The 17104-nt window shown below is 65.9% G+C and carries 10 protein-coding genes and 1 pseudogene; 5 read left to right on the forward strand and 6 right to left on the reverse strand.

The genetic code is table 11. From position 1 onward, the window contains the following. Positions 1-391: 391 nt before the first annotated feature. From ACN263_RS01930 to ACN263_RS01950, 5 genes and pseudogenes are all read left to right on the forward strand, one after another. Complete coding sequence (locus tag ACN263_RS01930) at positions 392-1843, forward strand: PD-(D/E)XK nuclease family protein (RefSeq protein WP_422738113.1); 1452 nt, start codon at positions 392-394, stop codon at positions 1841-1843. Next, on the forward strand, positions 1815-2972 hold the full coding sequence (locus ACN263_RS01935; protein WP_422738114.1) for a hypothetical protein: 1158 nt from the start codon (positions 1815-1817) through the stop codon (positions 2970-2972). The genes ACN263_RS01930 and ACN263_RS01935 overlap by 29 nt, the downstream gene beginning before the upstream one ends. Next, entirely contained in the window at positions 2965-6480 is a 3516-nt protein-coding gene (locus tag ACN263_RS01940) for a signal recognition particle (RefSeq protein WP_422738115.1), read from the forward strand. Before ACN263_RS01935 ends, ACN263_RS01940 begins: the two co-directional genes overlap by 8 nt. A gap of 35 nt (positions 6481-6515) precedes the next feature. Continuing rightward, positions 6516-9394, forward strand: a pseudogene (locus ACN263_RS01945) (pPIWI_RE module domain-containing protein). Positions 9395-10131: 737 nt separating this feature from the next. Beyond that, positions 10132-10578, forward strand: a complete 447-nt coding sequence (locus ACN263_RS01950; RefSeq protein ID WP_422738116.1) for an NUDIX domain-containing protein — start codon at positions 10132-10134, stop codon at positions 10576-10578. Here ACN263_RS01950 and ACN263_RS01955 read toward each other — a convergent pair. The 6 genes from ACN263_RS01955 to ACN263_RS01980 all read right to left on the reverse strand — a co-directional run bounded on the left by ACN263_RS01955 (position 10561) and on the right by ACN263_RS01980 (position 16985). Then, positions 10561-11148 (reverse strand): histidine phosphatase family protein, encoded by a 588-nt coding sequence (locus ACN263_RS01955; protein WP_422738117.1) that lies wholly within the window; start codon positions 11146-11148, stop codon positions 10561-10563. The genes ACN263_RS01950 and ACN263_RS01955 overlap by 18 nt on opposite strands. Beyond that, positions 11145-11891: an SDR family NAD(P)-dependent oxidoreductase gene (locus ACN263_RS01960; protein ID WP_422738118.1), complete on the reverse strand. Its 747-nt coding sequence runs from the start codon at positions 11889-11891 to the stop codon at positions 11145-11147. Before ACN263_RS01960 ends, ACN263_RS01955 begins: the two co-directional genes overlap by 4 nt. A gap of 1125 nt (positions 11892-13016) precedes the next feature. Next, positions 13017-14093 carry a glycosyltransferase family 9 protein gene (locus ACN263_RS01965; RefSeq protein ID WP_422738119.1) on the reverse strand — a complete coding sequence of 359 codons (1077 nt, stop codon included), beginning with the start codon at positions 14091-14093 and terminating at the stop codon, positions 13017-13019. Continuing rightward, positions 14090-14644 carry a phosphoribosyltransferase gene (locus tag ACN263_RS01970; protein WP_422738120.1) on the reverse strand — a complete coding sequence of 185 codons (555 nt, stop codon included), beginning with the start codon at positions 14642-14644 and terminating at the stop codon, positions 14090-14092. The genes ACN263_RS01965 and ACN263_RS01970 overlap by 4 nt, the downstream gene beginning before the upstream one ends. Beyond that, positions 14641-16548: a hypothetical protein gene (locus ACN263_RS01975; RefSeq protein WP_422738121.1), complete on the reverse strand. Its 1908-nt coding sequence runs from the start codon at positions 16546-16548 to the stop codon at positions 14641-14643. The genes ACN263_RS01970 and ACN263_RS01975 overlap by 4 nt, the downstream gene beginning before the upstream one ends. Continuing rightward, positions 16545-16985 (reverse strand): DUF4254 domain-containing protein, encoded by a 441-nt coding sequence (locus ACN263_RS01980; protein ID WP_422738122.1) that lies wholly within the window; start codon positions 16983-16985, stop codon positions 16545-16547. The genes ACN263_RS01975 and ACN263_RS01980 overlap by 4 nt, the downstream gene beginning before the upstream one ends. Positions 16986-17104 lie beyond the last annotated feature (119 nt).

A 17104-nucleotide genomic window follows, 5' to 3' on the forward strand; every position in this document is an offset into this window, starting at 1 on the left:
CGTCGGCGGCTACTCGCATAACGGGGTCTGCTAGCGTAACTACGCCCCGTCATCAATAGCTCACACTTTGCGATCACGCCTCAGTGCCCCGCCGCGCGTACACCACCGTCATGGGAGCGCGATGTCAGACAGGAAGCCGTCACCCCTGGAACAACGCGGCACCCTGCCCCTCGTTCCCAATCAGAGAAGCCGCGAGGACACACCGCCTACAAGGTCTTGGACCGCGCCGCCTGAACTCGTCGGCAGCACCTCGCCCATGCGGGTGGCCTTGAGCGTCTTGACTGGGGGAGAACATAGATGCGCGATGCACCTTGCGGTTAAGTCGAGGCCAGGGCTTAAGCCTGCCGCCTGGCCGCGTCGAGACAAGTCGCCGGTCCCAGTGCGGCTGGTCATGGACGTATTGGACGCTGTGGAGTTCGACCGCCGACCGCTTGACGAGGCGCTGAACTCGGTGCTGGCGAAGCGGCCGCTTCACGAAGGCCTCGCAGCCTACATCCAGCATGCTGCAGGCAGCTACCTGTCGATGTGTGAGGCGGAACCATCGATGTTGCCGGTCGCCCGCTGGTGGGTGGTCCAGCATGTCGATCAAGGTGTACGCGAGCTATGGGCTTGGGGCCGGCGCTACCGCTCGGCTGACGGTGCGGTGCGTGAACTACGGCTAATTCGCCTCGCGAACATGCTAGAGCGACAGCGCAGCGAGGCCGAGGTGGCGGTCGCGGCCTACACGGCCGCATACGGCCGTCCCGCGCCGTGGCCTGATGAGTGGGAGAAGAAGTTCTTTGTCCGGGCACGCGAAGAGGTTTCTCGCGTAGTGGTCGCCGACATCGACCTCACCGAAGGCTTGAGAAGAGTCCTTTTTGACGGAACCATCGAGGATGCCGCCACTCTTTACGAGAAGCATGGACGCCGGGCTGCGGTTCAGGTCCTTCATGGCCAGACGCGCCGCCCAGGCGGCGATTGTCTCAAATGCCGTCTCTTGCTGGCCTGTGACGAGGTGATGCGAGCTCCGGGACTGCTGGGACTGCGGTCGGACCGGCGAGCGATGCTGCGCCAAGTGTCGATCACCGACTTGCGCTATTACGACAATTGCCCGGCCCAGCATTACCTGCAGACGTTGCGTCTGCCGAAGGTCAACGAGTACGCCACTCCGGCCCGGCTCGGCCAGGCAGTTCATCGCTATTTGGAGACGCTGCACGCGAAAGCAAGCGGACCGTGCCAGCACGCGGACATGCCAGGTGACATCAGCTGGCCCGACCCGCGCTGGGAGCTCGACGCTGATGCAGCCGAGGCCGGCATGCGGATGCTCGCGCATCACCCGTCCGTGTGCCCTCTTGAAGAGAGCACCGGAGACCTCAGGATCGAAGAGACTTTCGTCTTTCATGACACAGCTGCCCAGTCGCTGGTGATCGCCAAGCCCGACCTCGTCTACCGCGACGATGGCGCCTGGGTGTGGCGCGAGACCAAGACCACCCGGCGCCGCCAGCGTGGTGGCGAGGATGTCGTCACAGAGTTCCCGCAGGTCGCACTCGCGACGGCCATCCTCGGGCGAGGCCTGCTTGGCGGACCCGTTGACGGTTCCCGAGTGGAGCTGGAGATTCTCCGGCCGGCCGGGGCGGATCTCATCATGGTCGACCCGTCAGATCCGCAGGAGCTTGATAAGGCGTACGCAGCCCTGCGGAAGTTGGCGCAGCCATGGCGCGAGGACAACACCTTCGCCGCGGTGCCAGGAGATAACTGTCGTACCTGTCCGGTAAGTAGGTGGTGTCCCAGCGCGGCGGAGACGGACCCGCCGCCGTCCTCTCAGGAGGCCGCTCGTGGTGCTGATCCAGAACAGCCCGCCTGATCTGTCTACCTTCACCGGGGTGACGCTGCTGCGCATGGTCGCGACCGCTCTGGTCGACCTGTCGCGTCACGACAGGTCCCCGGATCCGATCTACTCCGACAAGGTGCAGAAGGCCTACAACCATCTGGTCCTGCAATGCCTGCTGCGCGAGATGGAGCCGCCGGCCAGCGTCGCAGGCATGGCGCGCTGGGCGGCGACCAGGCCGATCGGACAATGGCCGTTTGACCTGCCGGCGGAAGCCGAGAACCTGGACGAGTTCCTAGTCGACGCGCAGACCGGGGTCCCCACCCAGCGATGTTACGAGTGGGAGGTCTCGGGTCCCGATGCCGCAGCCGAACTCTTCGAAAACGAGATCATCCGTACTGTCTTCGCACAGTGCGAGACGGCACGATCGCCACAGTCCTACACCGCGTTTCGGCGTCTTTTGATCGACAAGCCGGTCCTAACCGGTATCGACAAGGCGACGCTGATCGGTGAGCATCCCGAGCTGGGCACCGTTTTGGAGACGGTGAATCGGTGCTACGAGCCGGCCCCGGCCGCCTACCGAGGCACCGACGGACGCTTCGCTACGTGCGCACGCTGCCACTGCCTGCTCAAACCCGATGGGCGGTCCTGGCGGTGCGAGCTGGACCGATGCCGCCGCGAAGCCCACGCCATCCCGAAAGAGTTCATCGACGATCGCTCGGCCGGCGGGCTGTATTTACTGCGAGCGCCGCTGCGCATGTTCATCACCGGCCCGGGGCTGGCCGAGGTCGAGCTGGAACAGAAGCTCATCGGCAAGGGCCTCGTCCCGGAGATGTGGCCGGGCTGCGACGTCTATGACCTGAGGATCACGCTACCGAACCGGCAGGTTTGGGCCATCGACGTGAAAGACCGCGCCAACCCGGCCCTGCTCGGGCACAGCGCCACCCGGTTCCGGCCGGAGCCGCCGTACAACCGGGCCTTCCTGGTGGTGCCGCAGTACCGGTTCGACGACCGCGAGGACTACAAGATCGTTTTCGAGCATTTCTGCCCGCCGGAGGTCAAGGAGCAGGTGACCCTGCTCAGCGACCAGGCGTTTCTCCGCATGTTGACAACCACCTTGACCCGGCTGCGCAAAAACGGCTCTGCGGGAGGCGACGATGCGTGATCGCAGTAGCTGGCACGGCGACCTTGCCGCCGAATTCCGTGGTGGGTGGAAGGCACCTGCCGGGTTCGGCATCGGTGACCTGCTCGACGTCGAGCTGGCAATCTACCTCGGCACGCGGGTCATGCCGACCCGGCCGGTGCGCGACATTTGGACGCTGCTCAGCGGCTACCCCTATGAGGAAGTGTTCGGCGACGTACGCACCAGCGAAGCGCGGCTGATGATCCGGCGGGCCCGGCATTTCCTGTGGGACCGCAGCCGCCGCTACACCTGGCACAACTCGCTGCACATGTATCTCGACGTCGACATCACGCTGCGCGGCTACACGTTCGCGACCATCGACGATCTGCCCAAGGCGCTCGAGCCCACGCGCGCGCACGACCGCAGGGACGTCTATGAAAGTTTGCTGACCCAGCCGCCTCCTCTGGAGCGTCGCGAGCTGCCCATCGCCGGCGCCGGAGACCAGCTGTTCTACGTCCGCGACCAGCGCCACTCCGTGAACATCCCCGTCGAGCTGATCGGCCTCAAGCGCTGGATCGGGCATGACATCGGGGCGGCGCCGGCAGGCAAAGGCGAGCCGATCACCGTCACCATGACCGAACTGGAAGCCGCAGCTAATGCTATGGATGCCCTGGAGGTCGCCGCCAACGCCGCAGATCTGGCAGAGAACCGCGCGCCGCGCAAGCCCAACGATTGGAAGAAGCGCCTACGGCGGGTCGAGTTGCTGCTGCGCGACGAAGCCGCCGGGGCGTTCCAGACCCATCCCCGGCTGCGCATCGACAGGCTGATGAACCTGGTCGGCATGGTCGGCGCCGGCAAGTCCACGATTCGCGACATTCTGGCCTTCCAGCTTGCCACCCGCGAGCGCCCGGCCGACCGACGCCGGACAACGATCGTCGTGGGTGACGTCGCCGAAGTGCTGACCATCACTGAGCAGTTTCGCCGCCTCGGTGTGCACGCCGCGCCGGTCCTGGGAAAGTCCACCCTCGAACGCAACATTCAGCGGTTGCACCGGCGCAGCGAGTCTGCCACACAAAGCATGCTGAATCATGACAACCCGGGTTTCGCGCACCTGTCGAGCGCCTGCCCGCTCGACGCCCTACGGGGGTTCGAGGCACGCCGGGCGCTGGCGATCACCGCTGCGCCATGCACCGCTTTGTACAACGCTGACGATGTCGAGAAGGCCGAGATCGAGCACGACGATCTCAACTCCGCCAGCACGGGGTTCCGGCGTCGCCGTAAGCCAGCCAGGCCGAAACGTCACGGATGCCCATTGTGGACTGCATGCCCGCGGCATAGTGCGGCCCGCGACCTGGTCGACGCGCAGATCTGGGTCGCCACGCCGGCATCGCTGGTGCACAGCCGTGTGCCCGACCATCTCAACGACGAGAATATGCGCTACCTGGAGCTGACCTGCCGCCGCAGCGACCTGATCATCGTCGACGAGGCCGACCGGGTACAGATGCAGCTCGACACCGCGTTCGCGCCGGCGGCGACGCTGGTGGCCCGTGGTGCGGAGTCGTGGCTCGACGAGGTCGGCAAGCACAAGCTCACCGAGCTGGCCGCACAGGGCCGGCTGCAGTTGTCGAGTGACGAGATCGACGATTGGAACAACGCGCTCAACACGGTCATCACGGCCACCGACCGGATCTACTCGATGCTGATCAACGACGAGCCGCTGCGGCGATGGATCACGCAGGACTACTTCAGCGCGATGACCTTGCACCAGTGGCTGATCAATGAGTGGTTTCCCGAGCTACGCAGGCGCAACCGCAACGATGACGAGAATGCCGTGGCCCCCGACGAGGACAAACTTGCTTCCCAGCGGCCCGAGCTCCAGCGTGTCGACACCGTTCTCGGCAGTTTCCGCGACTCGCCGCTGACCCCGTTGCGCGGGCATGGTCCCGAGGATACGACCACGGACCTGGTCAACGCGCTCGTGGCAATGGCGACGGAGTTGCTGCACGCGCCCCGCGGGGTATTCGTTCGCGAGTTCAGCCGTGAGCGGCTGAAGAAGTTGCTGCGCCAGCTGGTCCCGAACAACGCCTCCGTCGCCGGTGACCTTGACGCCAACCTGCACCGCTTCGAATTCACCCTCGTGCTGGCGGTCCTGCACGATCGTCTTGACCGCATGACCATTCTGTGGCCTCGCGTCGAAGCTGCGCTCAACCTGGACTCGACCTCCAACGTGTTGTCGCGCCGGCCGCCCAAGGACTACATGCCGGTGGTTCCCGAATCCCCCATGGGTAACGTGCTGGGCTTTCAGTTCCAGGCCGGCGACCGCAACGAGGACGGCGATCAGAGCGGTGAGCTGCGGTTCTTTCGCTGCAACGGTGTCGGCCGCGAGCTGCTGCTGGAGCTGGCCGACATCCCTGCCGTGGACAACCGGCCCGGGCCGCATGTGCTGTTGATGTCGGCCACCAGCTGGGCCGGCACCTCCAGCCGCTACCACCTACATGCCGAGGTTGACGCCGTGCTGCGGCCCCACGAACACGAGGTCGCCGCCATCAAGAAGAGCACCTTCCGCAAGCTCTTCCTCTACCCACCCGGCGTCACCACCGCCCTGCGGCTGTCCGGCACCGACCCTCGGCAGCGTCCCGCTCAGCTCGAGCAGATGCTGCACCAACTGGCCGTACCTGACCGCAGCCTGACCGGCGCGACCTCGCTGCTACAGCAGGAACTGGACGACATCGACGACCCACAACGCCGCAGGATCCTGTTGCTGGTCGGCAGCTACGCCGAGGCACACCGTGCCGGGCACTACCTCAACAACCTGCCGGAATGGACCGGCAACGTCACGGTCCTGGTATCCGACGACACCGACCTCGACCACTCCTGGAGCAACCTGCCCGCCGACACCCGCCAGCTGCACCTTCGCCGCGGCGAGCTGGCCAAGTTCCCCGACATCGGCGGGCAGTTGCTGATCGCGCCGCTGCTGGCCGTCGAGCGCGGGCACAACATCGTGGTTCCCGGCGGTAAAGCCGCCATCGGCAGCGTCTACTTCCTCGCCCGCCCGCATCATCGCCCTGACGACATCTCCCTGGCTACCCAGGCAATCAACGACTGGGCGGTCCGCCAAGTCCGCGGCCCAGGCCGTCGTTTCACTCAGACCGCTCTGGCCGCCGGCAGCCCGGACGACGCCGGACTGCGCTTTCGGGCCGAAGCCGCCCGCAAATGGCACCGCTTCCTCACCCGCCGCCTGTCCTGGACCAGCCTGCCTCCCGATGAAAAGTCGGCCTTTACCTGGGATCAGCTCGTGGTCATCTGGCAGGTCATTGGACGACTCGTGCGCGGAGGTGTCGCCGCCCGCGTCTACTTCGTCGACGGAGCCTTCTCACCCCGCGAGGCCGGCTTCACCGGAGACGACACCCCAGCGACCAGCCTGCTCGCCAGCATGCTGCACGAACTCGCTCCCTATTTCGACCCCGAGTCGGCGCAGACGGCGATCGACCGATCGCTGGTTCAAGCCCTCTACGACCCGCTCTACCGCGCCCTGCGCGACATGAACTGACCGCCCACGCTCGGACCGGTTCAGAAAGGCCCTCGATGCGCTACGACCGCACGCAGACCGCAGCCTTCGTGGCAGCAGGCGATCTCAAAATCCCGCTGCACACGCTTACCTTCCCCATCTCTTGGCGCCGCCCCATCCTCGACCTGCGCACTGCCGGTTGGCGTGAGGAGTCACGCGCACGCGCCCAGCAGGTGCCGATCGGGCGCCTCAACGCACTGATGCGCACTGTCGCCCCCGATCTGGTCTCCACCGCTACCTGGGCAACGCTCGATGAAGGCAACCCCTGGCTGTTCGCAGCAAAGCCGTTCCCGCCGGCGATCATGCGGACCTTCATCAATGCCTGGCTTTATGACCTGCCTACCACCGACGACGGCAAAGCGCTCGTGATGCCGACAATCAGGAAACTCGACTCGGGCACCTTGCAATGGACGCAGAAGATCGTCGACCTGCTCGCCCACGAGCTCTCCGATGGCAACACTGCCGTGCCGCAGCCTCACCTGTTCAGCCTACTGCCTGACTACGCCGCAGCTAAAATCGTTGGCCAGTCCTACCAGCACGGCAGCAAATCCATTCGGTTCCGGCAGGTCGCGGCCAATCCTGCCAACGGCTACGCCGAACTCGTCTCCTGGCCGCCGCTGGAACACCACACCGGCAAAGGCAGCAACATCCGGACCTGGTACTACAGCGCCACGATCAAGATTGCGCTGCGTACAAAGGCGTTCGACCCCACCCTGCGACTACACGTCGACACCGGCATCCGCCGCTGGACCAGCGGCGAGCTACACACCAAGGGCCGCTGGGGAGCTTCTACCCTCCTACAGTCGACTAGCCCCTTCGTAGCCGACGCACCAGCATCGCAGAAATTCGCGGTCGCCCACCTCCTCTGGGACCGAGACAGCCGAGAAATGGGCTGGCGCAACGGCGGCACCGAACAGATCCTCAACCGGATCGGCGCGGTGGAAAATCTCCCGGCTGCCGAGCAGCTCGCCGGTAAGTCAGACGCCTGGATCTTCGGCCGAGATGGCGTCACTGCCGCCGTCACCTACCACACCACCATGCGCGGGCCCGACCACCAGGTCGGCACCGGCGTCATGCCATCCGAACGCAGCCGTCTCATCCGCTGGATCGGCCAGTGCCTGCAGCCCGACTTCGACCTCGACCAGCCCCTGACCCGCGTCCTCATCGGCGGCAAGGCAAGCCGAAGCCTCAGCAAGCTCGAAAGCGTCCCCAAGGGGAAGAAGGACCAGACCGACGCCGAGCGCGCCCAGCTCGTCGAAAGGCAGGAAGCCGCCCAAGCCGCAAACGCTCAAATCTCGAAGGCGAACGCGCTCGTCCGGCGCCAGCAACTTGCCACCGCGGTCGACGGCCGGCTCTCCGTCGTCTTGCTCTACCAGGGCGACGGCAAGGGAATGCGTGACCGCCTGCTCGCTGCCGTCGAACGACTACTCGACCTGCCTCATCAGCAACCCGCCAGCAACGACACCTGGACATGGAAGGTCGGAGATCTCAACCTCACGATCTACGCCCGTCCCCTCGGCAGGCTCGGCGCAGCGCTCGGCGAGGGCTCCGTTCCCAGGCGCGGCCGGAAGCACGACGAAGCCGTCGACACGCACCGGAAACTCGTCGCATCCGCGATGAAGGACCTGGCTGAAGAAGTCGATGACACCCTGCAACTCGCCCTCATCGAGCTCGACGGTGCGAAGGCTTTCAAGGCACGCACCACCGACCCGAAATTTGCGATCCGCATGGGCTGCGCCGACGCCGACATGGTCAGCCAGTTCATCCGCCCCGACGAGTTCCCCGGCAAAGATCTCGACAAGGAAGAGGCCAGCAACCAGCACCGGGCCGAAGCCGCCTGGGACGACTGCCTACGGCAGCTCGGCGTCCGATTCGTCCCGCAGCACAAACTCAAGAGCGCCATCCCCGAGGACCTCGAGCAGCTGGCATTTTGGGTCGTCAAAAGGCGCAACGACGACACCAACACTCACCAGATCTTCGTTCCGATCGCCGTCCTGATCCGGCCCGGCCAAAAGCACATCATGGGCAAAGCCGAAGGTATGGCCGACTGGGTGCCCTACCCGACCCTGCTCAAGACCCTAGCCGGCACGACTACCACGCTAGCCCTGCCAGGGAAGACGAACAGAAGGAGCGGCTCGCTGCCTTTATCCGAAGTACCCTAACCCGGTTCCGAAACACGCAGACCCTCATCGTGACTGAAGCCCACAACATCCGGTATCGACTCACCACGGTACAGAACGCTCACATGCTGCCCGACCACCTCCAGCTCGGCGAATTGCGTCCTCAGAAAATCAGCCTCTTCGGCAAGAAAATGAGGCTGGTGCGGATCTGCGGCAACGATCGCCTCGAAACCCCCGAGTCATGGGCTTTCGAGGGCGATAGCATCGGCATCTCCGATGGGCTGTGGCGACACGACAACGGAACCGGAGACACCGAGCAGACGCGCGTCTACTACAGCACGGTCGACAAGCCAGCTACCCACAGCTCCATCGTCATCGACTTGGCCAAACTTACGCCTCATTACAAGGAGAACCCGGCAAAGGCCGATGCTACCGATCCCCCAGAGGGTCGTTCTCCCGACGGGAAGCTAGAAGGCGCGAGAAACTATCTCGATCCTTCTAAAAACGCCTGGAACGCGGAACTACTTGAGTTCGTCGTCGCCGCTCACCCCGAGGGTGAAGACCCTGCAAACTGGGCCGGTTTTCTGCATCAGCAACGCCACTGCTTTGACGACTACCGGGCAGCCCTCAGCAGGCCCCTGATCATGCACGTCGCACGACTCACCAACCAATACGCCCTACCCGCCGACGACACCCTCGAAGACGACGGCGACAACATCGATGATCAACCCGAACCCGAAGGCGATGTACAGCTCACCTTCGACTTCGAGCTCTGAAGACCCTCTCAGAACGCAAGCGGACGGGCTGGACACCTCCTCACTCCGCAGGAGGTGCTCAGCCTGGCCACGACGGCCGATGCCCTGGAGCCAGATCAGACCACCCCCTCATATTTGTCGAGCGGATCCCCGACCCCAAGCCCGGATGGAAGGACGTCCTCGATGCCAGCCGGCGCGAAATCCGCATCCGTCAGATCGCCGCAGTGGTCCGATCCAACCCGGCAACTGCGGTCGCGACGCTCAAGCGACTCGGCTACGAAGTCCGCAACCCAGTGACTATCCGGCAGCAGCCGCCCCCGACAACGGGCTGACGCTTAACGAATCCAAGATCCGCACACCGTCGTTCCGCGCCTACTGGGAGGAGAATGAGGTACCCGAGTACGCCGATGATGACGACGACAGCGACCCGCAGCGGGCGCTCGACACGCTCAACTCGACCGTCCCCCCGGCGACCTGCCAACGAGCACGGTTGCTGACCACCAGATCAACCTGCACGAGGCCGACAGCGCCGCGATCCGCGCCATCCGGAGTGCCCTGATCAGGCTCGTGTGGGCTGTGGGGGTTCGTCACGAAGAAAGGGTCTCAGTCTCCGCCTGGGAGGGTCAGTTGCTACTGGCTGGCAGGGCGGGTAAGGCGGAGTTCGAAGAGCGCCGTCAGGTTAGGGTTTGGGTCCTTGGTAGGGCACGCGGTGTAGCGTCGATTCGCCTGCACCCTGCCAGCTGTCGATAGGGGTTTACATGCGTGAGGTTCTACGTCGGTCGGTACGGGCGATCCTGTGGGACGAACGCAATCAGCTCGTGTTGATCAAAAGGACGAAGCCAGGCCAAGCCCCTTACTGGACTGCGCCCGGTGGCGGCCTTGAACCGACTGACGCATCCCTCGATGCAGCCCTGCGCCGCGAGCTGCGGGAGGAGTTGGGCGCGGAGGCAGAGCACCTTAGCCAGGTCTTCTTGTTCAGCTCGCCGTCCGGCGAGGGGGTGTCTGTACAGCACTTCGTCTCCTGCCGGCTCACCCAGGTAGACGAGAGCGCTCGCACGGGTGCGGAATTCACTGATCCGGGCCGCGGTGGCTATGCCCTGGACCGAGTGGCCGTCGACCGCCTTTCTGAGGTGGATCTGAAACCTGAGGCTCTAAAAACTTTCATCCTTGCGAACACTGACGCGTTGCTATCGGACTTCAGCTAAGGCGGGCCAGGCCCCTGCCGGTGCGAGCGTGAATCGGCGCGCAGCTTCGAACACGTCCTGAGGGCGATTCGCTCCGGCGGTGATGGCTGCGACCGCGCCGATGAACACTCGGTGCGAGACGATCAAGGCGGTGTTTCGTCCGGCGAGGTGTCCGAGGATCACTGCGGCGGCCATCGCCCGTCCGTAGAGCGCTGTGAGGCTCTCGCCCCCGGCCAGGGCTGAGTCCGGGTCGCGGAGCCGGTCCGTACGCCAGGTCTGGTACTCAGATGGGTACTCATCAGGTCCTTTACCGAGGACACAGTCGGGGGCGCGCCACTCGGCGTAGAGCGGGTTTGGGGTGGCGCGCGGCACGCCGAGCAGCGCGGCCAAGATCTTTGCGCTTGTGGCGGCGCGCGGATGCGGGCTGGTCAACACGATTGCAGGATGGACACCTCGGTCACGAAGTGCGTGGGCCGTGGCGGCAATCTGTGCCGCGCCGCGCGCGCTGAGGGGTGTGTCGGGGCGGGCATGGGCGTGGGGGCGGGTGATTCCGTCGCGGCTGGTTCCGTGGCGGATCCAGAGGGTCGTCATGACAGGTGCCAGCCGCCGTCGACGTTGATCGCTTGGCCGGTGATGAATCCCGCTTCCGAGGTGGCCAGGAAGGCGATGGCAGCGGCGACGTCCGAGGGTTGCCCCCGTCGTTTGATGCATTGTCGGTCGAGCTGGCGTCGGACCATGGCCTCGTGATCGGGTACGACGCTGTGCTCTGCAGGGACCTCGATCGAGCCGGGCCGCACGGTGTTGACGGTGATGTTGTGGGGGCCGAGTTCTCGGGCGAGCGCGCGGACGAGTCCTTCCAGGCCGCTTTTCGCGGCGACGTAGCCGGCGAGGTCGACGCGTCCGAGCTGAGTCATGACTGAGGAGACAGCGACGATGCGGCCGTAGTTGTTGCGGATGAGGGCTGGTGTGGCGGCGCGGATGACAGCGGCGTGCGTGACGAGGTTGAGTTCGAGCTGGTCGCGTAGGACGTTGAGGTCCGTCCGGCTCCACGGGATGCGGGGGTATGCGCCGGCGTTGCTGACCAGGACCGCGAGTTGGTTGGCGTGTTGCTCGATGGTGGCGCGGAGTGCGGTCTGGGTGTCGGCGGCGGTCAGGTCTCCGGTGACGGTGTGGGTCTGTGCGCCGTGGCGGCGGGCGGCCTCGACGACCGCGGCGAGGTTGGTGTCGTCGTATCGGTGGGTCAGGACGAGGTCGAAGTCGGCTGACAGTCGGGTGGCGATGGCTGCTCCGATGCCTGTGCCTGCTCCGGTTATGACGGCGATGGGGCGGCTCATGCGGGCGGCTCCGCTGGCGTCTGAGTGGTGAGTCCGAGGATCTGCTCCAGGTCGGCGTCGGGTGCGTAGAGGTCGGCGAGTAGGCCCAGCGACAGAGCGGCGTCGCGGGTTCCAGGAGCTGTAGTGGGTAGACGGCGAGGATCCGCATGGCGAGGTATGGGCGTATCCAGGTGAGTAGGTCGGTGGCGGCGGAGAGTGCGAGCGGCCGGGCGAGCGTCGTGAGGTATCGGGTGATGGCTTGCTGCCGGGCCGGCGATGGTTGGTGCTGGTAGTCGATGCCGATGGCTCGGTGGGAGAGTGTTCTGAGCCGTACGGTGGGTTCGACAGCTTCGGCGAGTGCCTTCCTGTGGTCGGCGTAGGCGTCGGTGTTGTAGTGCGGGACGAGCCAGGCGCCGTGCAGTCTCTGGTACCAGAGGAAGCAGGCGATCTCGCCGGGGAGGGCGTTGAGGCCTGCGGTGTCGTAGTCGAACCAGACGGGTTGGTTGTCGGCATCGAGGCCGATGTTGAAGTCGGTGGGGTCGCCCTGGGTCATCGCGGCCCAGACTTGCTCGTCCGGGTGGAAGGCGTCGCGTAGCTCGCTGACGAGGGCAGGAAGGTCGAGCCGTCGGGGCCGTCCGTTGACCATGAGGATGGTCTCCCGCAGGTCGGAGGGCCGGAGACCGTCGGCGCCGGTCAGTTTGAGCACGATCGGGTCGTGGCCGTAGTAGTCGTCCAGCCTGCCGCCGGGCTGGGTCCGGTCGCGGTAGAGCTTGCTGTTGGCGCGCGAGGCCGGGACTCGGCAGATGGTCGCGTCGATGGTTCGGCGGTAGTGCCGGAAGATCGCGTCGAGTCCGCAGTCGAGGTTGGCCGCGCTGCCGGGGCCTGTGGACGTGAGAGCGTCGAGGAGCAGGCCGGTGTCCGGAAAATCGGGTTGGTGGCGGTCGTAGAGGGTGAGGGTCCAGTGCCCGACGCGGTGTTGGGAATGCAGCCTCGGTAGCCGGTAGTGGTGACGGATTCGGTGGTACCCGGCGATTTCGGCCGCAGCCTCCATGGGGTTCGGGTTCAGCTTGGCGAAGAGGCGGTGTGCGCCGATGTCGAGGTGGAAGGTGCGGTTCATGGTGAAGCGGCGGTAGCGGCCGACGCGGATCATCGTTGCCACCAGCCGGCGCACTGCCCCGCAAAATCGGCTACGACCTTGGCGGGGATGGCGCGAAGGTCGCTCGCGGTGGCCCAGAGAGTGTCGTCGTAGCGGTCGCGCACGGGACACGCGTCGGCGAGCGACATCAGGTGCGAGAACGGGGTGGCCACCGCGTGGTGGCCTGGTGATCCGGTGATCCACTTGGCGTAGCCGTGCCGTCCGTAGAGGCCGACCACATGCGGCTGGGTGCCGTCCGCTCGGATGGTGAGCGCGGCGAGATGGGTCAGGCCGGTGTCGTTGCCGATGACCAGCTCGGCGGCGGCGAACAGGTCAATGCAGTCGACCGCCGTTGGTCCGTGAAGTACCTCAATCTGCCCTACGGATGCCGGAGGCTGGTGGCCCGGTGGTGTCACCAGGCTGAAGCGCCAGGCATCCGAGTGGCGGGCCGACAGATGTTCGGCGAGGGCGACGAAGTTGTCGATGCCGTAGTCCTTGCGGTCGGGGCGACTCGTCGTGGCTACGAAGATCACGTGGAGTGGCTTGGGCGCTGCGACCGATGACCGGAACCTGGGGGACGGGTCATCGGATGCAGGGAGCCTGATGCCGAGGGCTTGCTCGACGTGGAGGTAGTAGCGCATCGGCAGCGCGGCATGGACCTCGACAGTGTCGGCGTCGATGAGGTCGAGCAGCGTTGGAGGCGATTCCGGTACCGCGTCGAATTCCAAGGCGTCTTCGCTGCCGAGCGTGCCCAGTTGGTGCCCGTCGCCGCCCGTGACCGTTACTGGAAGGGTGCACCGGGCGATCAGTTCGGCTCGGCTGCCGGCGTACTCCAGGGTTCCGAACTGATCGTGTGTGGCGTCGTGAAGCGCCTGTGCCATGGCGAGGCCGAGCAGCAGGTCGCCGAGTCCGCGAGAGCCGAAGTCGGCACGCCACCCGGTCTGACGCACCGCGTCGAGGTGTGCCCGCCGGGGTGGGGTCTCTCCGTTGGCCCGGCGGTACGGCAGGAGCCGGCCGAGTGGCGCCTGTTCACGTCGGACGAGGTACCGCCCGCCGCGGTGGCACACCGGTTCCTCGACGAGGGTCACAGCGTTGTCAGTACGCACAGCGGGACCCCATCGCGCTCGAGTAGCTGTCGGCCCTCGCCAGCGGTGTCTTCGACGAGGCAGAGCGCGCCGGTGATGTCGGCGCCGGCCGCGCGGAGTGCCTCGACGAGATTGGCCAGGGTGAGCCCGGTGGTGATCTCGTCGTCCACGATGAGGACGCGCAGTCCTTCGAAGTCGCCGTAGGCGAAGACCTCAAGACGCCGGGCATGCGGCTCGTGGAACACGACCTTCCCGGGTAGGTCGAGGTTGACTTTCCAGGCGAGCCGGTACTGGCTACCACTGGCCCAGGCCACCGCGATTGTCGGCACGATGCCGCCGGCGTCTAGGCCCAGGAGAAGATCGTGCGGCCGGTACGCCGGGTGCTCGCACCATCGCTTCCACAAGTTGCGTCCCGTCGCCAGGACCTGTCCGGCGGCCACGTCGGTGCGGATGCCATCAAGGCCGTGGACGACGCGGATCGGACGAGTGGTGTCTCCCACCCCGAGCCGGGTCACCCGATCGGCGTGCAGAACATCGTCAAAGGCGGTGGTCATCGAGGATCTGATCCTTCCGTCTGGGGCGTGTTGGACGCGACCGAGCAGCCGAGCACGTCGTGGTAGGCGAGGATTTTGGCGGCGGCTCCGCAGACCCGACGGGAGAGGGTTTCGTCCTGCCGCCACCGGTCGCCACTGACCTCGGCCACCGACGGGAGGTCGATGTCGGCGTCCGGATGGCTGGTGGTGAAGGCGAGACGGACCTCCTCGCTGGCGTCGAGGTCCACCCCGTCGGCGCGCAAAATGATCTTCATGATCAGCACGACGTGCTTGTAGACAGCGCGGACATCGGGCTCGGGATTCGCGGCGAGCCGCCGCAACACCATCGCCACGAGCGGCAGCTCGCCGCGTGAGGCGCGGTCGTCGGTTGGTGCGTCGAAGGCGTTGAGGACGAGGTCACTTCGGCGGTAGAGCAGGCCGCAGCCATCGCGGGCTATCTGCCGCACCGCGTGCAGTACTCGGGGTGGGACCAACCCGGCGAGCATCTCCCGGGTGGTGAACCACGACAGTGCGATCTTCTCCCCGGCCGGTCCGCTCTGGGGTACACGCCTGGTCTGGAGCCAATGCAGCGGCAGCGTGTCGCGTACGACAAGGAGGTCGATGTCGCTCCACCCCGATTGCCAGCCCTGATGGGCGAGGCTCCCGGTGGCGGCGACGAGCGCGGTCTCAGAATCGGTCAGTCCGGCGACGCAGTCGGCGAGTACCGGTTGCAGGGCCTCGGGGATGGCCGTGCCCGCGTGCGGCGGAATCCTGGCCCCGGACCTGGGGTGAACAACTTCCGTGACCGCCCTCTTCAGCGCGGCCAGGCTGTGGCCGTTATCGATGACCGTGTCGGCGATCGACGCGATGAGGTCTCCGCCCCGGCTTTGCTTGATCGAGTCGCGGGCGGAGAGTGACTCTATTGCCTCGGTGGCGCGCTGCGCGCGAAGCCTGTCCGGAAGGCGGAGGAACACAATCTCGCAGCGCTCACCCCAGATCCTGCGGAGGTGTGCTGTGGCGTCGAAGCGGTGCGCGCTTTCCAGGCTGATCCGGTGCGAGCCCGGGTTCATCGCGGCGAACCGCAGGATCTCTTCTGTGAGCATCTGCGCCTGGGTTAGCTCGTCCCATTGGCGATACGGATCTGCCGCACCAAGCCGATCGGCGGCAAGCTGCATGAGGTAGCCGATCTTCAGCCGGGTGGCTGTGTGCTCCGTGCGTAGCAACTCACCGGCCGTACTCTTACCACTCTCAGACATACCAGCGAGCACCCATAGGTGCTGGATCCGGTCTGGCTGCAGCGGAACGACGGGCACGTCGAGTTGCGTCAGGACTTTGCGGATTTCGCACTGCACATCAAGGAGTGGGCGATGCCCGCGCACCACGATGGCCTGGTACTCCCCGCCATCGACTTGAAGGTCGATCGCCTCGGCCAGTCGCCGCTGGTACTCGACGTAGCGTTCGGTAGTCGGCACAGGCTCGCGTGCCACGGCGTGGTGCGCCTCGGCGACCGGCTGGTCGCTGTGGCGCAGCAGCAGGTGCAGCTCACGGCGCGGCGCGGGGGCATAGCGACGTGCTTTGGCCTCAACTTGGGCGAGCGCCTCGGCGGTGGAGATGCCGTCCTTGACCGCCGCTGTCGCCGCGCAGGTCGCCACAAGCATCGGCCAACCGCGGTCCTCCAAAGCCAAGGGGCCGCCACCGGCACACCGTGCGGCGTGGGAGCTGAACACGAGGTCGATGTGTTCGTCGGTGGTGCTGTCGACGAACCACCACTGACTGAAGTCTCGTCGCGACACCTCGGCCCATCGCCGGTCCCACCGATCGACTGTCCCGGTGAACTCGACGTTCGGCATCGCCGACGCCAGCCAACGGGCGTTCGTGGTCTTGCCGACGTTGTCGGCGCCGTTGAGGGTGACGGCGATCCTCATCGCGGCTCCCGATAGCTCTTGAGCGCGCGCCAGTGAGGAATCCGGCGGCGACCTTCATGGATGTCGAGCACAAGGGTGTCGAAGGCTTCGGTGAGTTCGGTGAACTGCTGGAGCGCCAGCGAAGGATCGACTTCGTTCGGGTCCAGCTGGGCGGTCTCCGAGAATCGCCTCCACCGAACCCATGCGATGGCCATGCGGTCGATCACGGAGCCGATCGTCTCGGTGTGCAACGGTGCCCCGCCCGCAGGCCGGATCACACGCTCAACCCAGGAGTCGATCTCCCCGATGAGAGCGACGCGCGTGGTGTTGAGACGATCGATCGATCTCTTGGCAGCAGCCACCACGTGGTCGTCAACGGCCGGGTCGCGGGAGATTGTCTCCGCCGCCCATTGTTCGCGGTGGTGCGAGGCGAGCCGGGACGCCGCGTGAAGGGGCACCGCCCATACCTCTGGCAGAACCCGCGGACGGCCGCCGAACGTGCTGGTGATCAGGTCTGAGCGGGGCAGCGGTGGACAACGCTGCGGGTTGGGGGTGAGTGGTGGGTGACCGACGGAAC

Origin of the sequence: Micromonospora sp. WMMD729, from assembly GCF_049315225.1 — a bacterium.
Classification (GTDB): Bacteria; Actinomycetota; Actinomycetes; order Mycobacteriales; family Micromonosporaceae; genus Micromonospora.